This window comes from Algimonas arctica (assembly GCF_014652695.1).
In the GTDB taxonomy this organism is placed as follows: domain Bacteria; phylum Pseudomonadota; class Alphaproteobacteria; order Caulobacterales; family Maricaulaceae; genus Litorimonas; species Litorimonas arctica.
Genome location: NZ_BMZH01000002.1, coordinates 84,907 through 109,465, shown reverse-complemented (window position 1 = coordinate 109,465; position 24,559 = coordinate 84,907). Strand labels below are relative to the sequence as shown.

24 protein-coding genes and 3 pseudogenes are annotated in these 24,559 nt (G+C 49.3%); 7 read left to right on the top strand and 20 right to left on the bottom strand.

What is annotated here, in order from left to right:
* Positions 1–72: 72 nt before the first annotated feature.
* A complete protein-coding gene (locus IE105_RS02720; RefSeq protein WP_189495180.1) occupies positions 73–579 on the bottom strand; it encodes a site-specific integrase in 507 nt (168 codons plus the stop codon).
* 139 nt (positions 580–718) lie between these two features.
* A complete protein-coding gene (locus IE105_RS02715; protein WP_189495178.1) occupies positions 719–976 on the bottom strand; it encodes a hypothetical protein in 258 nt (85 codons plus the stop codon).
* A 256-nt stretch (positions 977–1,232) separates the two neighbouring features.
* On the opposite strand from IE105_RS02715, the gene IE105_RS02710 reads away from it, so the two are divergent.
* From IE105_RS02710 to IE105_RS02690, 5 genes and pseudogenes are all read left to right on the top strand, one after another.
* Positions 1,233–2,111 (top strand): class I SAM-dependent methyltransferase, encoded by an 879-nt coding sequence (locus tag IE105_RS02710; RefSeq protein WP_189495176.1) that lies wholly within the window; start codon positions 1,233–1,235, stop codon positions 2,109–2,111.
* Between the two features lie 425 nt (positions 2,112–2,536).
* Entirely contained in the window at positions 2,537–2,707 is a 171-nt protein-coding gene (locus IE105_RS02705) for a hypothetical protein (protein WP_189495174.1), read from the top strand.
* A 78-nt stretch (positions 2,708–2,785) separates the two neighbouring features.
* Entirely contained in the window at positions 2,786–3,325 is a 540-nt protein-coding gene (locus IE105_RS02700; protein ID WP_189495172.1) for a hypothetical protein, read from the top strand.
* Positions 3,326–3,359: 34 nt separating this feature from the next.
* Positions 3,360–4,135, top strand: a pseudogene (locus IE105_RS15335) (DDE-type integrase/transposase/recombinase); the annotation flags it as partial.
* Between the two features lie 1,147 nt (positions 4,136–5,282).
* Positions 5,283–6,179, top strand: coding sequence for a class I SAM-dependent methyltransferase (locus IE105_RS02690; protein WP_189495168.1), 897 nt, complete (start codon positions 5,283–5,285; stop codon positions 6,177–6,179).
* A gap of 439 nt (positions 6,180–6,618) precedes the next feature.
* Here the strand turns inward: IE105_RS02690 and IE105_RS15605 are convergent.
* The 18 genes and pseudogenes from IE105_RS15605 to IE105_RS15325 all read right to left on the bottom strand — a co-directional run.
* Positions 6,619–7,115 (bottom strand): annotated as a pseudogene (locus tag IE105_RS15605) (IS66 family transposase); the annotation flags it as partial.
* Positions 7,116–7,181: 66 nt separating this feature from the next.
* Positions 7,182–7,328 carry a hypothetical protein gene (locus IE105_RS15760; RefSeq protein ID WP_189495164.1) on the bottom strand — a complete coding sequence of 49 codons (147 nt, stop codon included), beginning with the start codon at positions 7,326–7,328 and terminating at the stop codon, positions 7,182–7,184.
* Between the two features lie 54 nt (positions 7,329–7,382).
* Entirely contained in the window at positions 7,383–7,736 is a 354-nt protein-coding gene (tnpB, locus tag IE105_RS02675; RefSeq protein WP_189495162.1) for an IS66 family insertion sequence element accessory protein TnpB, read from the bottom strand.
* 203 nt (positions 7,737–7,939) lie between these two features.
* The gene (locus tag IE105_RS15600) at positions 7,940–8,092 is read right to left on the bottom strand and encodes a transposase (protein ID WP_373299040.1); all 153 of its coding nucleotides are present in this window, start codon (positions 8,090–8,092) and stop codon (positions 7,940–7,942) included.
* Between the two features lie 124 nt (positions 8,093–8,216).
* On the bottom strand, positions 8,217–9,050 hold the full coding sequence (locus tag IE105_RS02665) for a glycosyltransferase family 2 protein (RefSeq protein ID WP_189495159.1): 834 nt from the start codon (positions 9,048–9,050) through the stop codon (positions 8,217–8,219).
* The gene (locus IE105_RS02660) at positions 9,047–9,625 is read right to left on the bottom strand and encodes an LbetaH domain-containing protein (RefSeq protein WP_189495157.1); all 579 of its coding nucleotides are present in this window, start codon (positions 9,623–9,625) and stop codon (positions 9,047–9,049) included. Before IE105_RS02660 ends, IE105_RS02665 begins: the two co-directional genes overlap by 4 nt.
* A gap of 14 nt (positions 9,626–9,639) precedes the next feature.
* Positions 9,640–10,731: a glycosyltransferase gene (locus IE105_RS02655; RefSeq protein ID WP_189495155.1), complete on the bottom strand. Its 1,092-nt coding sequence runs from the start codon at positions 10,729–10,731 to the stop codon at positions 9,640–9,642.
* A gap of 25 nt (positions 10,732–10,756) precedes the next feature.
* Complete coding sequence (locus tag IE105_RS15595; protein WP_373299039.1) at positions 10,757–11,338, bottom strand: sulfotransferase domain-containing protein; 582 nt, start codon at positions 11,336–11,338, stop codon at positions 10,757–10,759.
* 140 nt (positions 11,339–11,478) lie between these two features.
* Positions 11,479–12,357: a sulfotransferase family protein gene (locus tag IE105_RS02645; protein ID WP_189495151.1), complete on the bottom strand. Its 879-nt coding sequence runs from the start codon at positions 12,355–12,357 to the stop codon at positions 11,479–11,481.
* A 4-nt stretch (positions 12,358–12,361) separates the two neighbouring features.
* Positions 12,362–13,633 (bottom strand): hypothetical protein, encoded by a 1,272-nt coding sequence (locus IE105_RS02640; RefSeq protein WP_189495149.1) that lies wholly within the window; start codon positions 13,631–13,633, stop codon positions 12,362–12,364.
* The gene (locus IE105_RS02635; RefSeq protein WP_189495147.1) at positions 13,623–14,393 is read right to left on the bottom strand and encodes a hypothetical protein; all 771 of its coding nucleotides are present in this window, start codon (positions 14,391–14,393) and stop codon (positions 13,623–13,625) included. The genes IE105_RS02640 and IE105_RS02635 overlap by 11 nt, the downstream gene beginning before the upstream one ends.
* Before the next feature lies 1 nt (position 14,394).
* Positions 14,395–15,690, bottom strand: a complete 1,296-nt coding sequence (locus tag IE105_RS02630; protein WP_189495144.1) for an oligosaccharide flippase family protein — start codon at positions 15,688–15,690, stop codon at positions 14,395–14,397.
* A 13-nt stretch (positions 15,691–15,703) separates the two neighbouring features.
* Positions 15,704–16,396, bottom strand: coding sequence for an acetyltransferase (locus tag IE105_RS02625; RefSeq protein ID WP_189495142.1), 693 nt, complete (start codon positions 16,394–16,396; stop codon positions 15,704–15,706).
* Positions 16,366–17,433 (bottom strand): N-acetylneuraminate synthase family protein, encoded by a 1,068-nt coding sequence (locus IE105_RS02620; RefSeq protein WP_189495140.1) that lies wholly within the window; start codon positions 17,431–17,433, stop codon positions 16,366–16,368. The genes IE105_RS02625 and IE105_RS02620 overlap by 31 nt, the downstream gene beginning before the upstream one ends.
* Positions 17,426–18,148, bottom strand: coding sequence for an acylneuraminate cytidylyltransferase family protein (locus IE105_RS02615; protein ID WP_189495138.1), 723 nt, complete (start codon positions 18,146–18,148; stop codon positions 17,426–17,428). The genes IE105_RS02620 and IE105_RS02615 overlap by 8 nt, the downstream gene beginning before the upstream one ends.
* 2 nt (positions 18,149–18,150) lie before the next feature.
* The gene (locus tag IE105_RS02610) at positions 18,151–19,632 is read right to left on the bottom strand and encodes an aminotransferase class I/II-fold pyridoxal phosphate-dependent enzyme (RefSeq protein ID WP_189495135.1); all 1,482 of its coding nucleotides are present in this window, start codon (positions 19,630–19,632) and stop codon (positions 18,151–18,153) included.
* Positions 19,625–20,488: a sugar phosphate isomerase/epimerase family protein gene (locus IE105_RS02605; protein WP_189495133.1), complete on the bottom strand. Its 864-nt coding sequence runs from the start codon at positions 20,486–20,488 to the stop codon at positions 19,625–19,627. The genes IE105_RS02610 and IE105_RS02605 overlap by 8 nt, the downstream gene beginning before the upstream one ends.
* A 315-nt stretch (positions 20,489–20,803) precedes the next feature.
* Positions 20,804–21,806: pseudogene (locus IE105_RS15325) on the bottom strand (IS3 family transposase).
* Between the two features lie 353 nt (positions 21,807–22,159).
* Here IE105_RS15325 and IE105_RS02590 point away from each other — a divergent pair.
* Entirely contained in the window at positions 22,160–23,464 is a 1,305-nt protein-coding gene (locus IE105_RS02590) for a UDP-glucose dehydrogenase family protein (RefSeq protein ID WP_189495127.1), read from the top strand.
* Positions 23,464–24,429 carry a UDP-glucuronic acid decarboxylase family protein gene (locus IE105_RS02585; RefSeq protein WP_189495125.1) on the top strand — a complete coding sequence of 322 codons (966 nt, stop codon included), beginning with the start codon at positions 23,464–23,466 and terminating at the stop codon, positions 24,427–24,429. Before IE105_RS02590 ends, IE105_RS02585 begins: the two co-directional genes overlap by 1 nt.
* Positions 24,430–24,559: the final 130 nt, after the last annotated feature.

The following is a 24,559-nucleotide window of genomic DNA, read 5'->3' as shown; positions in this document are numbered from 1 at the left end:
CCTACCCCACCTTTAAAAAGACCGCATGGTGACTTTGCAGGGAAAACCCCTTACGAAGCCCTCCGAGAAAAGCTATAAACAATACAAGAAGTGTTCCACCAGACCCACTATATTAATGTGCCCCGATAGGGGCAGGCCAAATGAGCGGCCCAATTTCATCCGAGAGATGGAGATTACCGCATCGTTCAGCCGCACCCAGTCCTGGCGCAGGGCAACGAGGGTCCCGGGGCGCAGGCCCGACAGGACCGAGCTTGTGCATGTAGCGCCGGAGAAGGTTTGGCAGTGCCTGCCCCGGGTCCACAAGTTGGCGAGGTCCTCGGGCATTATAACCCGGTTGCTGGCCCGATCCTTGTTGAACGCGACCGTCGCGACCGGGTTGCCCGGGAGGGCGTCCGGGTCGTCAACCACTTTGAGGGCGAAGTTGTAGGCGGCGCAGAAATCGCACATGGCGTTGTTCGCGATGGTCGCGCCGTGGTTGGTGGTTATCCGGCGGTGCTCCTCCCGGTCGCCGCTGCGCTTCACATCAGTTATGGGAAGGTCTCCCCACTTGGGCAGGTATCGGTCCAGCCTCTCCATCATGTCGGTTTATGGACCGCTCGACACAGCCCCCCGCGCGCATGGCCGTGCCATACTCCTCGAACATCCGCCGCACCGTCCATGCGCCCGCGTCCTCGGCGGCGTCCGGCGGCGGGGCGTTGTGGTCGATGCCGCGTTTGATCTAGTCCAGCACCGCGAGCGCCCGGCTCCGGGCGTCGTCCAGTGTCATCTCCTCGGTGCCCCCGAGGGTGTGGTGGACGGTCTTGACCAGCACCCGCCGCCCTCGAGGGCCCTGCCAGATGTCACGCTGCACCTTGTGGGATTTGCTGGTCTTGTTAACCGCAACAAGGAGCCCAGTCACCTTCGCGTCCCGCACCACGGCGGGCTTCCTCTCGAATGCGAGGGCACTCATCCCCGCCTCTCTAAGCCTCTCAGGCATCCCATGTTCCTTCCGAACCGCATAGCGGCCCGTCTGCGAACCGTAAACCAACCGGGAGGGGATCGGGCGGGAGCAGGCAGCCTAGGGGAAGTTGGCTCCAAATACCTGAGAACGCTAATGTTCAGGGTGGACTGAGGTAGAAAACACGGATAAGTTGTTAGAATTATAATCTGGATGTTGGGGGTCGGATCATCCCGGGAACGCCAAAATCCTGCGCTTGCAGGTGTCTGCAGTTAATTTGGGCGGATTCGTAATTATGTCGAACAGAATTTTTGAATATCTCGTGGAACTTGGATTGGTCAGTGAGAGCTCTAGCGAAGTGTTTTCTATTGGCACTCGTGACGTTCCGAACTTGAAAGTTTGGAAAGATAGGGCATCTGGTGTGATCTACATCAAAGATCATTATGTCGGTGAAGACGAATATAAAACCGGCGCTTACCGAGACGATGAGATATATCGTATAAACAAACCCGACTATGAGCGACTCAGGGACCTCCAAAGACGTGCCGCCTCTTATCAACACTTCTATGCTGGAAGGGACATCTGTGATTTTGGCTGTGGCGCAGGCGATTTTCTTGAAGAGGTTCGAGATAGCTGTAATTCCGTTATCGGAGTTGAGTTACAAAAATCCTATTTGGACCGGATGACGAGTTTAGGCATTGCGTGTACTAATGAACTCGCCGAGATCGCAGATGGCAGCCTAGACGTCATCTTTTTGTTCCATAGCTTGGAGCATTTTCCCGATCCTAAAGAGATACTCGCTGGTCTTGCGATAAAGCTCAGACCCGGAGGTCGGTTTGTCATAGAAGTCCCTCATGCGGGAGATTTTTTGCTGAGTGAAGACCTTGGGTGCGAAGCGTTCAAGCGCTTCACGCTCTGGAGTCAACACTTAGTATTGCATACACGAACATCTTTGCGGACAATCCTGCAAGACTGTGCCTTAAGAAGTATCGTGGTTGAAGGTGTTCAGCGCTACCCCCTTTCCAATCACATTTATTGGCTTTCTCAGGGCAGGCCCGGTGGACACAAATCGAATTTTGCGTTGTTAGATACTGTTGACTTGCTCCCAGCCTATGAGGGTGCCCTTAATAGGCTCGATGCCACCGATACACTCGTTGCTGTGGCTGTAAGGTAGGAGGGACAAGTGGGTTTGTTTATCATAGTCGCGGGCTTGGCTGGTCAGGGATAAGTTGCTGTTGACGCACGACCCAAGCGTCCCGATACTCTTTCCAGGCTGGCCATAGGCACAACATCGCTAACATCCCCAGCGGGCAGCCCGGAAACGGGTGCGACTAAGCCACGATGTCGCGGACGATTAGACCGTCTGTGAGCCGACAAGACCAACGTAACCCCGGTTGCGCTGGCTGTAAGCATAGTGTGCGTCCGCGTTACCCGAAACCGACTGCCAGCGCTCCGAACGACAGGAGTGACTGGAAGATGACCAGCTATCATCATGGGCCGACCTTCACAGAGATCATGGACTCTGCGCGGAGGGCCGCTCAATACGCGGTCCTGCTCAGGGACAGGTGCATCCTGACCTGTGAGATGAAAGAGGAGGCCATGTTCGCCTTGTGCCTCTACGAAACGCCCGATGAGGACCCATACCTCACCCGGGCTTTTTCCCGGATGGAGGAGGCCGTAGAGTCGCTGAATGCGGCGCTTGCCGACAATCCGGACGTGCGCGCCAATCTTGATACAAACCGTTTGACGATCAGCTTCAACGTCGCCTGAAACCCGCGCCGCCCGGTGGGTGCCGGGCGGCGCTCCTCCAAATCATGAAAGGAACACCCGATTGGTGAAGAATAAAACGTGGGCGACCACCGCCTACTCGCAGCGTTGCGCGCCGTAACGCGGCTGATCAAGGACATCAAGGCGGGACCGGAAGTGGACGGCCTTGACCACCGCCCGCTTCCGCTGGCCGCGTTGAAGGTCGCGGTGATGGCGATTGAGGCAACGATTGATGACCTCTGTTGGCCCCTTTCAGAGGCGGCGGTCATCATCGGCGAGGCGCTGGCAAAAGAAGCGGACAACGGGCCGGAAGACGGGGCGAACACCATCTGGGTCTCTGCCGAGGCGCTGGCCCGGGCGGAAGGCGTTGATGACTACGACCACCCTGCCCCAGACTTTGCCTCGTTGCGTGATTTGATCAGCAAGGTGGTGCAGCGCAGCACGGGCGATGACATAGACCGGAACGGACGTTGGACCGCACTGACCCTCTGGAAGACTAATGGCCATGACCCGACGCAGGCAGCCGGGATAATGAAAATCGCGCCGATCGTGGCAGAGGTCGCAGAGAATTTTCGCCTTGGCAGACCGATGAGCCGCAACTCTTTGGAAGCCATCCAGTAATACCCCCATTATTTAACGGAGTTCATAAGTAGAATTTACCATCAGCGAGAGTTGCTATCGTTATCAGCCCAAGCTGTCCCATGAGAATGCTGTGATTGCGCAGTGGCTTCAAACCCTGACGGAGACCAATCGAACGTGGGGCTTTAACTGTGCTTTTTATATCTTCGCAACGTGAAGGGCTTTGGCTGAAATCATAAGCGTGTGTACCGGATCTACTGCGAACTTTCGCTAAACCTGCGCATTAAGCCCAGACGGCGGCTCAAACGGCAGACGCCTACGGCTTTGGCCGTGCCGGACGCTGTCAATCTGACTTGGTCGATGGACTTTATGCATGTGGAGTTGTCAAACGGGCGCAGCTTTAGAGCCTTCAACGTCATCGATGACTTCAACAGAGAAGACTTAGCGATCGAGGTTGATACCTCTCTGCCGGCTCCGCGGGTCATGAGGGCCTTGGATCGGGTCATTGAATGGCGTGGTATGCCCAAGGCCTTCCGCTGTGATAATGGCCCTGAATATATCAGTGAAGCCTTGGCGGCCTGGGCAAAGAAACACAGCATTGCGATCATATTTATCCAACTGGCCAACCCACAACATTTGAAGCGCCCGCGCGAAGCGAGGAAAGGGCGCGGAATGGCTTATGTCGAGCGATACAATTGCACAGTCAGATATGACTGGCTGAATTAGCACATGTTTATGAGCATCGACAGAGCCCAAACCTCAGCCACTCATTGGTTATGAGCTTACAATAATGAGCGCCCTAACATGGCGATAGGCGGGATAACCCCCGCCCAAAACTTAAGCGGCACATGAAACGCGCCGCTTAAAAACGAGCCTACTTATGAACCCCACTAGAAATTGGGGGTATTACCATCCGGGCCATAATCTGACCACCACCCCAAAAACGCCGCGCTGGATCACACCGGCGCGGCCCACTTTTTCAAGTATCCGGGGGTGGCGCCAACCGCCCCCCCCCCGGATACTGCCGAATGCAGGGTCAGTCGACATGGCGCGCCCGCTCGCCGCGGGTGGGGCGGTGGCGACGAAGCAGACGCAGGACCGCAGGACACGCCGGGTGAGCCTGTCAGGAAGCGTACGCACGACAATCTCCGGGTGCCGCTGACTGGCTACCCATACCACCTTGCCGCGCGGATGATCAGGCGGAAGGAAATGATGACTGCCATCGAGCCCAGTTCTTGTACGTCCACGCCATAGGCTCCGGCGAACCGGATAACGCTCGGCACGTCTGGCCATGCGCCGGGGACGCACTATTCTGCGTAGCGCAGCAGGGCCTCCTGCGCCAAGCGCAGGTCGGGCGGGAACACGGTGGCCATGCCCTCAACAATCCGCCGGTCGCGGGCCTCGCGCGGTGTCACGCTCCGCGGTCTGGGCCAGTGTATGTGCCCAAGGCATCGTCCAGGAATACGCAGGGGGAGAAGCCGTCCGCCTCCTTTGCCGCGACCTGCGTGGTGTCGAAGCCGTCGAACGGGGTGCGCGGCGTGGATCGTTATGGCCGTAGAGCCGGAAAACGGTTCGTAGAACTTCTTGATGTTCTTGGGTAGGTAGTCGTCAATCATCGGCGCTCGCGGCCTGGCAGGGAATCGGGTGCGGCAATCTTGTCATCTTTCCCATCGTTTCCCGTGGATTGATCCAAGCACAATTTGTGGTCGGGTGGTAGCTCCACGCTCAGTCTTGCGCTAGTGGGCCGTGTCTCGGGCGAGGTCTCGCGCTGCCCCGGGTGTGGGCCAGTAGGCGGGCAGCAGCAGGAAAAGCCACAGCTGGAGGCCAGCCCGGCGGGCGGCGGAGGTGTGGAGGGAGAGCGCGGGGCGTAGTCCGCCAACAGGAGGACCGCGAGGCTCCCGGACAAGTCAGTTATTGATCTGGACTCAGAACGGAATTAATGTAGACGTTCCGAATCCTGTTTACGGAACGATGACTAAACTGAAGGAACCGGATTTCGATGTCAAAACTTAAGTCAATTTCAACAGTGTATGCGCGGAAACTTGCGCAGAAGTTTGGTTATGAATTATTGCGCATGCCTAAAGAAAATCTCAGCCGCCTAAAGGAATTTTACCCCAATGAAAGTATCAATTGCAAACGTTTTTACAACATTGGGGCAGGAGGTTTCTCTCACCCTCACTGGACTAATGTGGATCATCATAGCGAATGGTATAAATATAAACTAAAAGACAATGTAGCTATTGATTGGGATTTGCTCGAACTTAAGCCACTTGGAGTGGACGATGGGATTGCTGAGGCTGTTTATACAAGTCACACAGTAGAACATATCACTGATGAAGCGGTGAAAAATATGTTCTCTGAAGCATATCGAATTTTAAAGCCTGGTGGGTTCCTTCGCGTAACAACTCCTGATATCGATCTTGATTATCGAGCCTACATTGAAAACGATTTGTTATATTTTTATTGGTTTGACAACAAACGCCACAGCGACCCTTCTCTTTATCCATCAGCTCGATTAAACCAGCCGGGGAAAGATATGACTTCTGCTCAGAGGTTTGTTTTTCATCTTGCATCGAGCGTTTCGATTAATCACTCAGATACCAATGCAAGGACAATTGATGATGGCGAATTGAAGGACATCTTTAACAGGATGGAATATGAGGCGGCTCTTGATGAGGTAAAGGGGCGAGCTTCTATTGACACTCAAAGAAAGTACCCTGGAAACCATATTAATTGGTGGAATGAGAATAAGCTTCGCAGGATGCTCGCAGAAGCGGGCTTTGACACGGTCTATCGCTCTGGATACGGACAGAGCCATTGCCCAGCAATGCGCAACACACGATATTTTGACAATACACATCCTCCAATTTCTATATATATGGAGGCTCGGAAGTAAGTGGATAGCCGCCTGCGGCATCTGCTGCGAACCACTGAGCAAGGCACTTTCGGGACCGCCACCCTTTATCTGTTTGTCTTACGGGATTCCGTGTGTGAATTATCGGCGCTTCGTGCCGGGGATCATTTTCGTCATCAAAAATGGTTTTCGCTGACGGGATGCCCCGTCTGAATACGGGGCACATAAAACACTCTACAATCGCTTCATCCGGTTAAGTAAAATAGGCGTCTTCAAAGAGATTATCAGCCGCTTGACGGCTTAAAAAGACCCGCCGGACACGATGATAATCGATATCGCACATCTCAAAGCCCATCGCACTGCATCCAGTCTGCTAAAAAAGGAGATGCTCCCTGACGTATCGGGCGCATCAAAGGCAGGCTGAACTCAAAGCTTCATGCCTTCGTCGATAGTCAGGGCCGTCCCGTCATGATGTTGACCTGCCCGGACCCAGGATCGGCGCAGGCGTCTCATCCATGAACAACTGGCCCCAGTCTTGAGATGGTCCATGAGCGCGCAGGCGACGGGCCACAACTCGAACGCGGCGCGGCCGACCCATCCGGACAATGTGGAGCGGTCGATTTCTACACTCTGACGGGCCTAGATCTGGGACTGGCGGTAGAGCGGCAGATGGTCGTCATATTTACTGACTATCACATGGGCGAGCGTCGCGTCCGTCGGGAGACCACCGGTTATAATATGCGGTTTTGCTGGCGCTTGTGTGATGCCGACTTCGCACGCCCGGCAGACATAGCGGGGACGGCGCGTGACCAGAACGTGGAAGTTTGCGGGGATCACATCCAGACGCTCGCTGACATCCTCGCCGATTACCTGGCGATCGGACCCGCAGGCGCAGACCAGACTATCGGGGTGGATGATCTCTTCCAAGCGGGGAAGGTGCTTGGGTAAGAACCCAAGGTTTGCTTTACGCAGCCTCGCTGGGCGCGGGGGCAATGAGGCCGCCGACCACCGCGGACTGCGTCTCGATATCCTCAAGCGCAAACGCTAGCTGATCGACGTCGATTTGGGCCCGAACATCGCTTGGCGGAAGGACGCAACCTGAGATTCGAGCCGGGCGTTACGGGCCTCCGACGCCATCAGGCCCGCTTGCAATGTCGTCACATCGGACGGAAGATCGGCGCTCAGAACCACATAGCCGTCTTAGCAAAAACAGGCCTAAAAGGGGTGTTTAAACGGACCCCTGATTCACTCCGCCGCAATGGGTGCGCGTGCGCACAGAGCCGTCACCCGCCGCCAGTCCAGTCCGGCAAAGAGCGCTTCGTACTGGGCGGCGTTCAGGGTCAAAACACCGTCCCGGATAGCTGGCCACTTGAATGCATGCTGCTCCAGCCGTTTATAGTCCAAGACCAGTCCCATGCCGTCCCAGTAAATCAGTTTGAGACGGTCTGCCCGTTTGGCACGGAAGACATAGACTGCGCCATTAAACGGATCCCCCTTTAGATGTCTTTGCACGATCGCCGCTAACCCGTCATAACCCTTGCGGAAGTCGACAGGCTTGGTGGCGACGTAGATCTGAACGCCATATCCTGGATGGATCATATCGCGGCCGTAATCTCGCCGATACGGCGTGGAGGCGTGCTGCTGTGCAGTCTTATGGTAACACCGTTCTTGATGATACTCAGTGTCGATTGGTTTGCCCAGGCACAATCGTTTGAAGGCGACGGGGTGACGTCATTGCCCGGTGCGATCCTGAAGGAACAAACCCAATATCATGGCTCAAGCACAGGCAGAATCAGCTTGCCTTACCAGGCCTGACTGCGCCAATCGGAGAGATGGTTAGGTGCGAGATCATTCCGCCGCGCGGTCCCGCTCACTGTTGCGCCCTCAACCAGGCTCTCGGCGACAATCAGGGCCTTCATATCCTGTGGCCAGCGGCGCTTACCTCTGGGTGTCAGACGTCAGATATAGTCGCGTAAGGTAAAATTAAAGTGTACCATTAGAGCTCGACAGGTACGGACAGCGAGCGAAAAATCGCCAAAGGAGCGCCAGTAAAAGGCACAAACCACTTGACCTTTGTGATTACATTAATTGCTCGCGAATTAGGTTCCTTACTGTCTGAAAATACCACCTTTTGTAGGAAGCATATTGGTAGCCAGGCCCTCTATCTAGGAATCCGAACCTAAAAATATAAGTAAACAAAAAGTAAAGATCAGCAAACCAAAATTTCTCAATATTTCGATACTTAAAATTTTGGCGGGAGGATAGGTCATTTCCTATATCTGCCAAATTCGGCTTTAAAAGTAAATAGCGAGATGCTTCCCACTTGGCATAGTCAATGTGTCGTTCTAAAAATCGGGCTAAACCACGGAAATCACGATGATCGATTGGCGTTACAATTTCACCATGGGAACCATTGATTATGGGATGTTCATGAATTTCCATATCAAGGCTAGACCAACTGTCTTCTTCAATGCGTTCGTATTCCCCAGAATCGACCTTAAAGCAAGCTAACTTTCTTTGCGGCACTCCATACCTCAGTTTCGATCCCATGAAATAGTTGGTATAGTTGAGCCAAAAACCGGCGTGCGGAGTGTTTGCGATAGCTTGACGGAGCTCTTCACAAAAATTAATATCTACCACTTCATCCGCGTCTATAAAAAGCACCCATTCAGTTTGGAATTCATAATTTTTCAACAACCAATTTCGCTTCTTTGGGAACTTCCCGTCCCATCGAAAATCAATTAACTTAGCCCCCGCATTAATAGCAATCTCTCTAGTACTGTCCGTACTCATTGAGTCGACAACAACAACTTCAAAAAATCCCTTAAGTGCCGAGAGGCATGAAGACAAATTATTTTCTTCATTCTTTACGGGCACTACTACGGTAACTAATATCATGGGAGAGTAACTCATTTCTTGGTTCTCCGGCCCTTAGTATCGCGAGTTCCGATTTGCGTTGCAGGGTTGCCGACCATAATTGCGCTATTATTTATGTCTCGCATTGCAACAGCCCTCGCTCCTACTATAGCCCTGTTTCCAACAGATACTCCAGGACCAATAAACGCATCGGCACATACCCAAGCTTCAGCACCAATTTTAATTGGAAGTTTAGCAAGTGGAAAGTCACTACGTTGGTGATCATGGCTGCCAGCACACAAGTGCGCGTACTGCGAAATCGTAGTGCTGGGACCAATTTCAATGGTGCCCAAAGAGTAAAGAATTGCTCCGTCTCCAACTGCTGCATACTCGCCAATGGTCAAATTCCACGGAATCGCGATCTTAACGCTAGAAAAGATACGAACACCGGGCCCAATCTTAGCTCCAAAAATACGTAAAATAGTCCGCCGCCAAAACCATAATGGGCGTGGAGACCAGGCAAAAACGGGAGTGCGAACCAATTCCCAAATAAGTCGGCCAAGCAACTGTTTAGGAGTCCATTTCCGACTCGCCCGATTTGCTTTGACATTAATCGGAGATGTACCAACCATATTTAGAACTCTAATTAAGTTAACATCCGTTCATAGATATCAACGGTTTCCTTCGCAATCTTTAACCAACTAAAGTGAGTTTTGACCAGCCGTCTACCACGGTCGCCATAAGCTGCAAGGTTCGGAGTGTTAAGGGCTGCATCAACGGATTCCGCTGAATAAACCATCTCTAAGGCGGCCCGCGTTTTAAATCCAATCGAGAGATTGCATTCTTTTGTCATCAAAACAGGTAAACCATATGCCCAGGCTTCCAGGACGCTCATTGGGAGGCCTTCAGATTTTGATGGTAGAACGAATGCATCCGCTCTCCGCAACCAAGCTTTCTTATCGTCTCCGTACAGCGGCCCCACAAACACTATATCATCATTTAAACCTAGAGAGAAAGCGGTGCTCGCTAACTCCTGTCTATGAGCATTTTCGTCAGGTCCAGCAATTATAAGAGTCCAGTTCCTGCGAGTCTCTGAGTTCAGATGCGGCCAGATAGAAAGTAGTTCTTGAAGCCCTTTTTTTGGATGTATTCGACCGAGGAAAAGTAATTCACGTTTGGTTTTATTTTGAGTTATCTCTTTAATCGGAATATCTGTTACAGAATCAATCCCATTGGGGATGGTTGTGATATTTGCATTAGGCAGGACTTGCCGAATCGAATTGGCTTCTGCGTCAGCAAGAGCATGTATGTAAGTCGCATTTCTTAAATTCCGATGCTCCCATAAGGCCCAGGCAATTTTCTTTTTCTTTTTACTATTAGCTATTGCCCACTGATCAAGCATTCCTCGTGGAGAAATTATCACGGGATGTGCCACTTGAGAAACTGCATGAGATATAGGTAACCAAATACCATGCTGATGAATGATATCAGGCTGAAAATTTACAATTTCACGCTTAATCCCAAAGAACGTGGCAGCAGCCATGGCCGACCTAGGCGACAGAGCCGTTGGTAACAATGGCCCCCAATTTTTTTGATCGGTTTCGTAATCTGCGTCATCAATGCCTACAACATGAACCTCATGCCCCAGCTCGGAAATAGATTGAGATAGTCTACGCACCGAAGTAAACAAACCACCAGCTTGTCGTGACAATGATCCTGTCACTTTTAGAATGCGCATCGCTCACCTCCCAAACGCTTGGACATCAGGACTGATCTTCAAGAAAATAACCGAATTGTCGGGGCGCATCACCCAGGGCGTGATTTAACATCTGTATAACCTCTGCACTTAACAATGTTCGCCAAGTATCTATGCTACTTTTAGCTAGAAAACGATCATCAGTTGAAGCTTTCTTTAGCCGATTGAAATCTAGTTCTTCAATGGAACTTCTAATTACTTCTTGCGATACAGAATGGCCGGTCTGTTTGACGACGTGAGTGAGTGTGGAGAGAGGGTCGCGTTTGACATCTTCGAAACGCACCACTGTCCAGCGACTGTCAAGACACGCGTTTAGGTGAGACTTCATAGAGCATGTAGCGCCGGGCATATGCTTAATAACATAGTCGGCGAAGGAAGGGTGAATCATACCTTTCTCATCATAAACAATTCTCGACGTCGTCGGACTGAGCGCTCGAGCTGCGGAACAAAGTGTTTCACGAGGGTCGCGGACTACATAAAGTAGGTTTGCATTACCCTCAAAGCTTGTACTGTGAGTATGTAATAAGGTATTGGTTAAACGGATCTCAATTCTATTTCGGGTATACTCATATCCGCAACTAGCTGCCATAAGTTGACTTACCCAAGTCGTTCCGCTTTTCGGAAATCCAGTAATAACAAAATTCTGTTTTCGTCGTCGCTCTGTTCGAAAATAGGTACGCAAGGCAACCGATGAAATACTGTTTCGAAGTTTAATTATCTTAGGCATTATTAGCACGCGTCACTTTGAGGTAGACAGTCCGATAAAACATCAGACGGAGAATTATCAAGTGGGCCACTGACCAGATTATTAAAAAAGGACTCAGAATCTTTAAGGCGAATAATATTTACCCATTCTTCAACATCGAAGCGAATGGTTTCTTCGTTAATCTTATGAGACAGCAAGTAGCTTATGCTCGATCTAACATTTGGTGGCAAGCTACGCACCAAATTTATACGGCGCATGGATGAAATCAACTTGTCTATTGGGGCAGAATAACGCCGGGCAGTCTTAGCAGTGTTCCGTCGCACGACCTCCATAACCTTAATTGGGGGTACTCCTAGCCAAACACACAACTGATTGGCTAGGCGCTGCTGTGAATCGAGCTCCATCAAATCATTGAAATTAACAACAAAGATCTGGCTTGGCTTAACGATAGCAGTTAACAGGTTAATGGAGCTGCGGTAGTCAATCGCACTGTTGATGCGGTTGCTAATGATCGATGCATCTTTCTTAGGATCGAGGCCTGATTGTCTTGTCAAATGGCCAAAATAGCTTTTAGATAACGCCCTAGGTTCTCGGAGGGAAAAAATAAACCGACTAGAACAAAGTAAGCCTACGGCCTCTAGATTCTCCAAAAAATAATTTCTATTCAGTTCAGTGCCGTATTGAGTTGAAAAATCTGCCAGATACTTAGTAGTTTTTTTAATCTGATAACCGGAAAAATTTGGAAGTTCAGACGGAAGCCGATCAATAAAATCGTTTGGCTCTTTAGCGAAATGCACCGAAATATCAGGGCTTAAACCGAGGATGCTGCTCAGGGTCGTGGTTCCAGACTTGGGCATTCCATAAGAGAATAGCCAGCTAGGATTTGATGAAGTTTTGATCACAGGTCTAACGTCTATTCCAATTTGAGTTTCGTTTATATGATAGACTGTTTGAGCCTATGCGAGACGACCTCGGTGGTATCATGTTTCTAATGTGAAGAAAGCGGATTTTGAGAACAAACTGGGAAAATAACAATGCGGCAGTAATTATCAGGAATTGCATTCCTAGACGTCCAATATCACTCCCCATGAAATTTGGCGCCACGAAAGCTACTGATATAATAATTGCCGGGTATTTCCGCGCTAATAAGCCAACAATGACTAAAAATAATGCGGTTGATAGCAGGCCCAGTGCATACCCTCCCGCTCCGATAATCGCATAAAATTGTGCAGGAGTTGATATTGGAATACCCGCCCCTTTATCTGTTTCACCTCCTCCTGTGTTAAAAATTAGTGCTCCAACTATCCGACCCGATCCAACGTCGGGTTTTTCAACCCAAATAGAACGAGGGATGAATCCGTAAATTGGTGACAATAGCATCGAAGGCGGCAAAAATGGACTTGTCAAATCTACATACTCAATCACCATTTGATCTTTGAGAGGGGAGTATCCGTTTCCAAGGGCCCCTGAAACCTGATCAGAAAGTCTAACTAGTCCCTCCACCCGACCGACATTTGCGCGCTCCGACGTTACAGTGGCAAGGTAAAAAATCCCTAACCCGAGCAATGTCGCTGCGCCAATAACAAATTTAGGGAGTTGGTAAGACCGTTGGATCATCGAGAAACGCGCGAACACGATCAAGGCTATCGGCCAGATTACAGCTCCACGGCTACTTCCTAGATACGATTTGAAAACAACAAGTATAAATATTAATCCCGCTAGTCTTAATATCCAGATAGGCGTCTCCTTCCGATAAAACATCAAACCTGCAATCGCAAAACCAAAGTAGATGTTAATTATAGCGGAGGCAAAATTAGTTAAGCCTCCAGCATCATCTGTACGTTTCATGCTAACTAAGTCTGATAATCCGACTTGCTGCGCCCATAGAGTGAGTGCCGCCAAGAAAGGAACGAAGAATAGAAACTTTCTCAAAAAAGAAGTTTTTTTGCTGTAAATGAAAAAACGATCTATTCTTATGGAATTGCGATGGAAAATCCAACCAACGAATAAAAGTGCTATGAACCAGGCAATATTTATTGTGATAGATTCTGAGTCAGAGCGTAGCGTCGCGCCTATGCCATAGTATGCAGAAAACAGAATAAGTGGAGATTTCCAAAAGACAAACAAACTTACTATGGTTAAGGTCAAATAGACGTATAAAATTAGGTCAATACTCATTTGACAGCACCTTGCGAAGCTCATCATTGTAATGATGGTGAGTAAACTTCATGCCTTCAAGGTAACCAGTACGTCTAAGCTGCTCAATCATAGTTACCAGCGACGGTGTGGCGGCATTTTTTGAATTTGTGGGATGAGGAACAAAATCTCCTTTCATATTCTCAGATCCAAGGTCTGTTCCGATTAGGCTGACTTCATGAACTCCATTCAACCAGCAAATGTCTATCCAAAGGCTCAAGCTACCTTTCCATTGGATTGCTGTTCGGTCTCTATTAACTAAATGGCGCTGTAGCTTGAGTAATTTGTTTCCCGGAATATTGAAATGGTGCACATAAGAAACTGCATTATTGCTACCAAGTGGCTCAGATAAGGACGCTACCTTAAGTACCGCAGCGTCCTCTAGGCGTAGAAGAGAGTGAGGCTTGAAAACTAGAGGTTTTTTGGGCCTAGCCAAAAGCGAGTTAATTTGTGTGTAATACGTGTTCCTGTCATGATAATTAAATTCTGTCGACTGCACATCAGCATCGGGGATATTTTTCCAGGCTGAATTTAAGCTGACCACAATATCTTCATTTTCGCGAATTTCGTCGATACGTTCACGGGTGGCTGAGGGCCCCGCCCCAACGATCAGGACTTTTTGTCCAGAACAGAAAGGAGGCACGAAAGATTTAATGCCAAAACGTTTAAGCTTTCGCAGTCGAAATGACTGATAGAGGACTGATGGCGATCTAGAACCAAGGCTTAGAGCTTCTTTCATCATTCTAATTTCGCCTAAATTTTGGATTAAACCAAGGCATCGGATAAACAATATGACAAAGCGTGAGAATTCCGCCGGCGCGAAAGGCCGAAGCGACCGTGAAGGCTATGGCTGCTCCCATAATACCAAATGCCGGAACTAATACGAAAAGCAAAATGACCTGCAAAAGTCCAAGAAAAATCGTCGATAAAGCTAACGCTCCGGTTCTCCGTTCGTACATTAAAATGTTCACGAGGAAAAGGTACACCCCGTGAAAAGCCATCCCGAGGGCTAGAATTGGCAGGATGCTTCCCGCCTGAGCAAACTGAGGTCCAAGAAGCAATGCAATTATCCATCCTGAAGTAAGTCCAAAAATGACCGCGATAATAAATGTCATAGCGATCAACTGATAATAAATACCAACAATTTCCGCATTTTCTACGTTTGTACCTGAAAGCTTATCAAAAAGCCAAGGCTGGAAAGTCTTATTGATAGCATCATTGATCACTCGGATTATAAAGGTCAGCTGTATTGCTGCGGCGTATAGCCCCACAGCCTCTAACCCTTCGTAAGTTTGAAGAACGAATCGGTCAAAAGAGCCTAGTAAAAATTGCCCTATCGTATGTGGTATTAAGGGGGCCCCAAACATTGCCGCATCGCGTATCATTCCAACTTTTGGAGGAAAGTGTATCCGCTTATCACGAAGTAGTGAAAACATCGCTATACAAGCAACTAAGCCCGACGAGATAACTATCCCCAAAATTCGACCTTTTGCGGTCTGGAAGATAAAGAAGACTATTGCGATCGAAATAAGTAGGTTTGTAAGAGATTGTCCAACTTGAAATACGGCAAACGGCAGTGGTTGACCGCGGATTTGATAGTCTGCTAATCTGATGTTCACTATAAAGCCGGTGGACGCGGCCACGACACCCAGTGCGATAACCGGCGTTTCCAAACCAATATAAGGCTCGCCACTTGGCCCAAGGACGATAACAAGCGCGAGCATAAAGGCAAAAGTAATCGCAAGAATGGTCAACGCAGCCGCTACGTATTGCGCGTAATCCATCTCTGGATTCTTGTCCTGTGTTGTGAAGAAATGACGTTTAATAGCGCCCCCGGTGGCTAGACCAACTATCGCTAAGGATAACGTGACCACGGCTTGAAATACGGCGATCTTACCATATTCCTTTGTGTCGAGAATTCGCGTTAGAACGGGCAATAGGATGAGAGGGACTGCGGCGGCAAGGATATTACCAATCAGGTATACAGCCGCAGTCTTTTGCTTCAACGCCCCCTGAACTAGTTTATTAAACAGTGACATTAGTTTTTTTAAATCAGCTTAAGTCGGTTGATTTAATGCATGCAGGAACGCCAACAACTAGAACATTTTCCGGAATATCCTTTAAAGCGATTGCTCCGGCCCCCACGCGAGCTCCCGAGCCAATTGAAACATTGTCGCTGATGCAAGCGCCAATGCCTAAAAATGCATTTTGCCCAATTACGACCCGACCAGCAATTACAACGCCGGGAGAAACGGTGACAAAGTCTTCAATTATGCTCTCGTGGTCAACACTGCTACCCGTATTGACTATTACACCTTTTCCAATTTCGACTTCCGGGCCAATGAAAGCTCCGCCGCACACTAAGGCTCCGTCCCCAATATGAGCGGTGGGGTCAACGAAGGCGCTGGGATGAACGAGCGCTGGCAACTTGAGGCCGCTTTCCTCACATCGCTGAAACATTTCGCGACGCGTGGCGTTATTTCCTAAGGCTAGATACGCTGACGTTATGCCCATTCCTCGAAGCTGCCATAGGTCGTTCCATAGCCCTATAACGGGTAAACCCATGATAGTTTCGCCTGGTGTTGGACCAGTTCTGTCAAGAATTCCCATAAGTTCATATCTGCCTATGAGGTTCGCTGTGGCTATCAAGGCTCGAGCATGACCGCCCGTCCCCAGAACGATAGCTTTTTCGACGTTTGCTAAGGAACCTGATTTCATTGTTTCACAGTTGTGAAACACATCCATTCTACAGCTTGGTTCTTTGCAACATCATACGCCAGAGCTTTTCCCACTATTTTATCGGCGTCAGCAGGGGAAAGCGTGGCAGCCGGGCGTTTGAATGCGACGTCTTCTATAGCGATAATTTCACCAGCAGTTTTAGCGTGTCTGAAATAGACACCTTTTTGCATCAAGGACTTATTTTCGCGCTCTGCATCAGTGACTGTTTTGTCCGGCGAGCCGAGAATTAGTTCTACACGTCTTAAACTTGCGACAAGGTCTGCGAATTCAGAGGGCTCCGAGGATGCTAAGTGGTCCGGCCCTATCATTGAGCGATCAAGCGTAAAGTGTTTCTCTATAATCTGGGCCCCATGCGCGACCGCAAGTATCGCGACCTCAGACCCAACCGTGTGGTCTGAGAAGCCGACTGGACACCCGAACTCTATGAACATTCTGCTCATCACTCGAAGGTTAGCTTCCTCAGCCGGGGCCGGATAATTTGAAGTACACTGCAAGACGTAAAGTTCACCTCTATCATTTGTTTTTGCGAGCGCAGCCACTGCAGCGCGCACCTCGTCAATTGAACACATGCCAGTGCTGAGAATTACAGGGCAATCCAGATCATCAAGATTACGCAAAAATGGTATATTCGTTGCATCAGAGGAGGCTACTTTGATTGCCGCTACTTCAAGTTCTTCCGCGAGAAAACGCGCGCTAGCAATATCATATGGAGTACAAATATATGGGACACCAATTTCACTGCAATAGTTTCTTAATGTACGGTGTTGTTCGTTAGTCAGCTCCAATGCCTTAAGCATCGACCATTGTTGAGCATCTTTCGCTCCGGTCGTCGCAAGTTGATACGCAGCCTTATTAGCATGCGGTGTTACTAACTCTTCGGTTCGATATATTTGGAACTTCACAGCATCGACACCGGTCTCAGCCGCAGCATCTATCATCGCTTTGGCTGTGGCAATATCACCATTGTGGTTTACGCCTATTTCCGCGATAATGAAACAGCGATTTGCCTGGACGGCAGCATTGATAAGATTATTATCAACCATTTATATTTCCTTTTAATCGGCTTATGCACAGAAACTCTGCGATTTTGAAATCCAATTCGGTGTCGATGTCAATTGAACGTTCATGGTTCATTTGAAAGATGCGTGCATAACCTCGTACAACTGAATCATCGGTTTTTAGGAGCTCTTCTCGAGCCCAAACATAAACTGCACCGTTGAGAGCAAATACCTCGGGCGCTGCCTGACGAGCGGATATTTTCCTATCGATGACTTTGGATAGTGCAAAACCCTGACTCCCCTCTATCGGTTCTACTAAATTAAAGTAGGGATTATCTTTTGCTAAACACGCACTTAGGATCAAACGTGCATTAAGGTTTTCAAGTAAGCTTACAGCCCCTAATATATCTTGATCACTGCGCATAGGGGATGTCACGGCTAAGTCAGTGATGACATCGAAACGTTGACCGAGCTCGGACTCGGCTAGATTAGCAGCTTGTCGAATGGCCGGTAACTTCGTTATCGCATCGGTCGCAAACTCAACTGGTCTTCTAACAAGTACATGGGCCCCTGCTGCTCGTGCGATCTCAAGGTATTCTTCACTGTCTGAGCTAAAGGCGACAGCGTCAAAAACACCGCAGTTTAGAGCTTGCTTCACCGAACGCACAAGCAAGGGCTCCCCCAGAAACGGACGGATGTTTTTGTCACGGAGCCCCTTCGAACCAGCTCGGGCTAAAATTGTCGCCAAGCGCGCTGTCATGATTAAACTCGAGCCCACCTTTCAACATCCAACATATCAACCCCTTTGCGGAGTATACTACAAATATCGTCGATTTCTTGTTCACTAAGCCCGATATAGCATGGCAGCGCAAACCCGCGGTTAGAAGCCGATATGCTGTTGTCGTAAGAGCCAGAAAAACTCAGGTGTTGGTATGGAGGCATAATATGCATTGGAAAGAACAATCTCCGCGCCTCAATCCTATTTGAGTTCATAAAATCGATCAATCGACTCCCTCGTACAAGTGAATCGGGGTCACGCAACAAGACGACGTAATTCCAGAAACTATGAAGCGTACTTGGACGCGCAGACGGAAGCAGGAAATCATCACTTAAATCAGATAGCCGTTCAGTGTAGTGCTTAGCTATAGCCAATTTCGCGCCCAAAAGCTCATCAAAGCGCTCAAGTTGCGCAAGTCCAATGGCGGCTTGAATATTGGTCATACGGAAATTGTGCCCCACCTCAAGATGCCAGTAGCGCATTGCGGGGTCCATTCCGTGATCTCGTAGGATACGAGCACGCTTTGCAACTTCCGGGTCCTTGAATACCACCATTCCGCCCTCTCCGGTCGTGATCAATTTATTAGCAAAGAAAGAAAAGGTACCCGCATCGCCAATCGTTCCCGCATGACGACCTTTATATTCAGACCCTAGCGCTTCAGCCGCGTCCTCAACAATGAGGATCCCATTTTCCTTTGCAATTCTGACGAGCTCATCCATTTCGCACATTTGTCCGTAAAGATGGACGGGCATAATCGCTTTTGTTTGATTTGTTATTGCCGCCGCGACTGCCTTAGGGTCCATCGACAAACTGGGTAACTCAATATCAACTATTACCGGTGTAGCGCCAACATGAATCACCGCGTTTAGAGACGCAGCAAAAGTTAGATCCGGAACAATGACTTCGTCGCCCGGACCGACACCAAGTGCTGACAAAGCTAAGACAAGTGCCACTGTACCATTTGAGACGCTAACTGCGTTTAAGGTGCCGGTCTTTTGCTCAAACGCTTTCTCAAATGCGCCAACATAGGCTCCCTGTGACGATATCCATCCGCTTTTAATGCAATCTAGGGTATAGGCCAGCTCATTACCTTTTAGAGATGGCTGGGCTGCCGGAATGAAGGTTGGATCAGAATTAAAAACAAAACGTGTTACTTCGCCGTCATCATTTACTAACGGAATTACTGAAATACGATCGCTCAATGACTGCTTTAAAACATTATCTTTCATCGTATCGTTATACGAGACGAAGTTTTTGTTCATCACATTCGAAATCTTTTCCTCAAGTGTAAAGCCAGCAATCAAGCCCCGTCGCACATCTCCATCTGTCAGAACCCCAACCAATTTTTTCTTACTATTGGTAACAAAGAGGATGCGCATACCACTTCTATCAAGACTTAAAAGCGCCTGCCTCAAAGAAACGGCGTCGCCGATGCAAAGGTCATCGGGCAAACAGGACTTACTCATATGCAAACTCCACGGCATCAATGCATTCGAGCGCCTGAGATTTATTGAGGCGATAAGATTCGATCACAACATAATCAACTTCGAAAGCGCCGAGTGTTTCGACAATCCAAGAGGATCTGTCAAACGGCTCATTGGAGTCCCGAAAGCCGTCATTGTCGCTGAGATGGAGCGCTTTTGTGAAGGGGGCAACCATCTCAGTGAAAGCTTCACGATCTAGCTTTAGCGATTGACAAGATACGTTCATATGCGCGACATCTATCAGCATACCGAAATTAGGCCCATAAAATCGAGCAGCGAACTCGCTAATTTCCTCTCCGCTAGCCAAGAGTAACATTTCGTTTTCGCCGTTGATTAAGTTGACGGGCTCGACAACATTGTTTTCTATTAGAAGCACCACATTATGGGAAGCCGCATATTCCACTAGATCGCAGACCGATTTTTCGAAAGTCTTAATGGCTTTTCTTCTATCAGTGCGCATGTCCGCAGGGATTCCTTTTCCAAGATGCTCTGGCCGCACCAATGCTGCAAATCCCGCATGAACACTGTAATAAGGGCTGCCTACGGATTGGGATAAGTCGATAGCCTTCCGGCAGTGTTCGAGACTAAGTTGCAAGGTAGCCATGTCTTCAGATGCTAAATTTAGGACGAAGGGGCTAGGAGGAGGAGGGAAGTAGTTATGTAATAAGAAACTGAATTCACTCTTGTCTAATATGGCTGACCTCCAACACTCTTCTGTTTCCAGATTTGCTGTTAACTCAATGTTAGAAATCCCCCAGGCTCGCGCTCCCGAAGTTATTGCGGACAATGAGCCTCGGCCAAAAGCTCCCGACGACATAAATATTTTTGGCGTTTTCATTTTCCATTCCCATAAAATATTCTCCAACAAAGGCTGGATTACGCTTCAACAACTTTCGAGAAATGCTCTACTAACATCAGGCTGCCCTCTACTAACATCAGGCTGCCAAAGACAAGTCTTAGATGTAAAAAGGATTGCGACCTGACTAGGGTCTAAACCTCTATAAGTATGAAACCCAAAATCACAACTCACTAAAGTGTCCATTCAATCAGGACCACTCAGATGATTGCCCGCGTCGCTGGGGCTGAGGTGCTTAGTTTGGGGGGGGCGGGTTCAGCGTTAGAGTCCAGCGGCCATTTTCTTGTTGTCCCTTTGTCACAGGGTTGATAAATTTGCAAATTCTCGCGGCGTTCGACCTTTGCGAGCCATGTGAGGTCGGCACTAATTTTAGTGCCTCCGCCAAGCCTCGGATAGTCGATTAACTTCTGCCAGGCTGATGAACCAAATCACGTTCAACAGTTCGTTTCGGACCGATCTGTTGAAGGACTCGATATGCGCGTTGTCCGTCGGTGTACCCGGTCGAGAGAAGTCTAGTCGAATTTTGTGGCTGTAAGCCCAGAGATCCATGGTCTGACCTGTGAACTCCGCGCCATCGTCGCAAAATACCCGTTCGGGTCTGCCATGCAAATAGACAAGCCGGTTCAGGACGTTGGCCACGTTCTCGTCGCGAAGCCGAGGGCCGTCCTCGATCGCCAAGGCTTCTCGGGTGAACATATTAATAACGATGAGCAGCCTGATTTTCGCTCCATATGCCAGTTTATCCGCCATAAAGTCCATGGACCAAGCTTGACCTGGACGCGTTGGTTGCGGGCGACGTTATTGATGCGCCAACATCTTACGCTGGCATGGCCGTTTGCGCCGCAAACACAGGCCTTCCAAACGGTAGATGCGATGAACGACATGCTTGCCGACGTCCCAACCCTCGCGCTTGAGCATAATGTGAATCCGTCGATATCCATACCGGATGTGCTTCTGGCTGATCTCTCGCATCCGAAGGCGGAGTTCAGTCCTTGGCTCACTTGTCAACCGCTTCCGCTGTATCGAGCGATGCTGGGGAATTTTTTTGATAGCACGTTATGGAGGACAGCTTTGTCCATACTGAGCACAGCCACCAACCTCTTGAGTCTCGCATTCTCGTCAGCCAGCTGCTTGAGCTCGCGGACCTGATCCGATTCCAAGCCGGCATACTTGTTCGTCCACCGATGGTAGGTCTACGCGGGATGCCCATCTGTCGGATCAAATCTGCGACCGGCAGGCCCGATTCAGCCCGTTTCAGAGCGCCCACAATTTGTTCTGTGGGATATCGTATTCTTGCCATAGTCAGTTTCCTTTATTCAAAAAAACCGCTGCAAAACCAACACCAAAATCGGACCACTTTCACCAGGCCACGTCAATAGCAGTTTCCCCGCCGGCTCATGCTGGCATCCAGATTGTAATCGGTCAGGAACTCTCGCCACTTATAGCCCTTAAACTGTGAACCTTGTAGGGGCACATCAGTCAGTCTTGCACTGATTAGAGAAACGATTATAGATTCTTTTCTACCCAATAAGAGTGTGGTCAAAGCCTCCGCCTTCCTTTAACGTGTTAAGGATCACATGAGCCATTCTAGGTTTTTTGGTTCCTTTTTTCTTTTCAGTTCTTCCACCATCTTCATTCTCAAAGGGCCATTCTGTGAATATTGCTATTATTGGGACGGGTTATGTCGGTCTGGTCACCGGAGTTTGCTTTGCAGATTTTGGACATAATGTCGTTTGTGTAGATAAGGACGAGCAAATGATTAGCATGCTGCTCGATAGAAAAGTCCCGATTTATGAGCCGGGTCTTGAAGACCTGATGGCGCGGAATGTGGCGGAAGGACGTCTGGAGTTCACGACTGATATTTCCCAGGCCATGAATGGGGCGCATGCGGTTTTCATTGCTGTCGGGACGCCCGCGCGTCACGGTGACGGGTTTGCTGATCTCAGCTATGTTTATGCGGCTGCAGAAGAAATTGCACAGCATATTAAGGAATTCACCATCGTTGTGACGAAGTCGACTGTTCCGGTCGGGACTGGCGATGAAGTGCAGGCAATACTCGCGAAACATTGCGATCGTGCGCATTTTGAAGTTGTTTCGAATCCGGAGTTTCTTCGCGAGGGCGCTGCCATCGCAGATTTCAAGGAACCGGACCGTGTGGTCATCGGAACTGACCATGTTCAAGCCACGGACGTTATGAATGAGATTTACCGGCCCATCTCCCTCAATGGCAAACCGATCCTGTTTACGTCACGTCGCACGTCCGAATTAATCAAATATGCCGCCAATTCTTTCCTGGCGACCAAGATCGCTTTCATCAATGAGATTTCAGACTTGTGTGAGGTGGTGAATGCAGATGTGTCCGAGGTTGCTCGGGGGATTGGTCTCGACAGCCGAATTGGTAGCCGTTTCCTGCAAGCGGGTCCGGGTTACGGTGGATCCTGCTTCCCTAAGGATACGCTTGCCTTGCTTAGGACTGCGGAAATTAACGACGTTGATCTGTCGATTGTCGGATCAGTGGTGGCGTCGAACGATCAGCGTAAAATCAATATGGCGGACAAAGTCGTTAAAGCGATGGGTGGTAACGTGTCTGGTAAAAGGATCGCTGTGCTCGGTCTCGCATTTAAACAGAATACGGATGATATGCGAGACTCACCCGCCCTCACAATTATTCCTATTCTGCAGAAGGCCGGCGCGAAAATTATAGCGTTCGATCCGGAAGCAATGGAGGAGGCAAAGCATCTCATGAGCGATATTGAGTATGCCAACGATGTCTATGACTGTGTAGAGGGCGCTGCCGCTGCCGTTGTTATTACGGAGTGGGATGTGTTCCGCGGCCTCGACATGGCCCGAATTAAGTCACTTTTGTCAGAGCCAAACTTGGTTGATCTACGTAATATTTATAGTGCAAAGTCAATGGCGCAGCTTGGTTATAATTATGTGGGCGTAGGTCGAAAGTGATGAGGAATATTGAAATTACGAAAACACCCCTAAAAGTACTGGTTACAGGCGGCGCGGGATTTGTCGGGTCTCACCTATGTGACCGGCTGCTAGAGAAGGGCCATCACGTCATTTGCTTGGATAATTTCTTCACGGGCTCGCGGGACAATATTGTCCATAATCTTGGGAAGTCTAATTTTGAACTAATCCGTCACGATATTACTGAGCCGATTCTGCTGGAGGTCGATCAGATATATAATCTCGCCTGTCCGGCTTCACCCGTCCACTATCAATATAATCCGATTAAAACGGTGAAAACGAATGTGATGGGGACATTGAATATGCTGGGTCTGGCCAAGCGCGTGCAGGCCCGTATCCTTCAGGCGTCGACATCGGAAGTTTACGGTGACCCGGAAGTCCATCCGCAGGTCGAAAGTTACTGGGGCCACGTCAATCCGATTGGTATCCGAAGTTGTTATGATGAGGGCAAACGGGTGGCGGAAACTTTGATGTTCGATTATCACCGCTCTCATAATCTTGAAATCAAGGTTATGCGCATTTTTAACACGTACGGACCCCGGATGAACCCACAAGACGGAAGGGTCGTCAGCAATTTTATTGTACAGGCCCTGAAAGGCGATCCAATCACAATTTATGGAGACGGCTCACAAACACGGAGTTTCTGCTATGTGGACGATCTTGTTGAAGGCATGATCCGTCTGATGGGAAGTGATCCAGAGTTTACCGGCCCGGTCAATATAGGAAACCCTGTCGAAAACACGATGCTGGAGTTGAGTGACGCTATTTTGGAACAGGTAGGCGGTAACTCCAGAAGGGAGCATCTGCCCTTGCCTAAAGATGATCCAAAGCGCCGCCAACCCGATATTTCGATGGCCAAGTCGCGCTTGGGGTGGGAACCAAAGGTTTCGCTTGCGGAGGGCCTAGAACAGACGGTCGACTATTTCCGGGGCGTTGTTGGTTCTTGAACTTTAGCTCAACTGTTACGACATTTCGCAATGGTCGAGACAGGACGAGCCAACGGAAGTTATGTTTTAACCAGACTTACTGGTTGAATGTCTAAAGCCAGTTTCCGACTTGAGTCGGAGAGGTTTCTTC

What these genes read in the sequence shown, in the direction of transcription:
- IE105_RS02720 (WP_189495180.1), bottom strand. Translation starts at nt 579, where the DNA reads ATGATGGAGAGGCTGGACCGATACCTGCCCAAGTGGGGAGACCTTCCC.
- IE105_RS02715 (WP_189495178.1), bottom strand. Translation starts at nt 976, where the DNA reads ATGCCTGAGAGGCTTAGAGAGGCGGGGATGAGTGCCCTCGCATTCGAG.
- IE105_RS02710 (WP_189495176.1), top strand. Translation starts at nt 1,233, where the DNA reads ATGTCGAACAGAATTTTTGAATATCTCGTGGAACTTGGATTGGTCAGT.
- IE105_RS02705 (WP_189495174.1), top strand. Translation starts at nt 2,537, where the DNA reads ATGTTCGCCTTGTGCCTCTACGAAACGCCCGATGAGGACCCATACCTC.
- IE105_RS02690 (WP_189495168.1), top strand. Translation starts at nt 5,283, where the DNA reads ATGTCAAAACTTAAGTCAATTTCAACAGTGTATGCGCGGAAACTTGCG.
- tnpB (WP_189495162.1), bottom strand. Translation starts at nt 7,736, where the DNA reads ATGATCCATCCAGGATATGGCGTTCAGATCTACGTCGCCACCAAGCCT.
- IE105_RS02665 (WP_189495159.1), bottom strand. Translation starts at nt 9,050, where the DNA reads ATGAGTTACTCTCCCATGATATTAGTTACCGTAGTAGTGCCCGTAAAG.
- IE105_RS02660 (WP_189495157.1), bottom strand. Translation starts at nt 9,625, where the DNA reads ATGGTTGGTACATCTCCGATTAATGTCAAAGCAAATCGGGCGAGTCGG.
- IE105_RS02655 (WP_189495155.1), bottom strand. Translation starts at nt 10,731, where the DNA reads ATGCGCATTCTAAAAGTGACAGGATCATTGTCACGACAAGCTGGTGGT.
- IE105_RS15595 (WP_373299039.1), bottom strand. Translation starts at nt 11,338, where the DNA reads ATGGCAGCTAGTTGCGGATATGAGTATACCCGAAATAGAATTGAGATC.
- IE105_RS02640 (WP_189495149.1), bottom strand. Translation starts at nt 13,633, where the DNA reads ATGAGTATTGACCTAATTTTATACGTCTATTTGACCTTAACCATAGTA.
- IE105_RS02635 (WP_189495147.1), bottom strand. Translation starts at nt 14,393, where the DNA reads ATGATGAAAGAAGCTCTAAGCCTTGGTTCTAGATCGCCATCAGTCCTC.
- IE105_RS02630 (WP_189495144.1), bottom strand. Translation starts at nt 15,690, where the DNA reads ATGTCACTGTTTAATAAACTAGTTCAGGGGGCGTTGAAGCAAAAGACT.
- IE105_RS02625 (WP_189495142.1), bottom strand. Translation starts at nt 16,396, where the DNA reads ATGGATGTGTTTCACAACTGTGAAACAATGAAATCAGGTTCCTTAGCA.
- IE105_RS02620 (WP_189495140.1), bottom strand. Translation starts at nt 17,433, where the DNA reads ATGGTTGATAATAATCTTATCAATGCTGCCGTCCAGGCAAATCGCTGT.
- IE105_RS02615 (WP_189495138.1), bottom strand. Translation starts at nt 18,148, where the DNA reads ATGACAGCGCGCTTGGCGACAATTTTAGCCCGAGCTGGTTCGAAGGGG.
- IE105_RS02610 (WP_189495135.1), bottom strand. Translation starts at nt 19,632, where the DNA reads ATGAGTAAGTCCTGTTTGCCCGATGACCTTTGCATCGGCGACGCCGTT.
- IE105_RS02605 (WP_189495133.1), bottom strand. Translation starts at nt 20,488, where the DNA reads ATGAAAACGCCAAAAATATTTATGTCGTCGGGAGCTTTTGGCCGAGGC.
- IE105_RS02585 (WP_189495125.1), top strand. Translation starts at nt 23,464, where the DNA reads ATGAGGAATATTGAAATTACGAAAACACCCCTAAAAGTACTGGTTACA.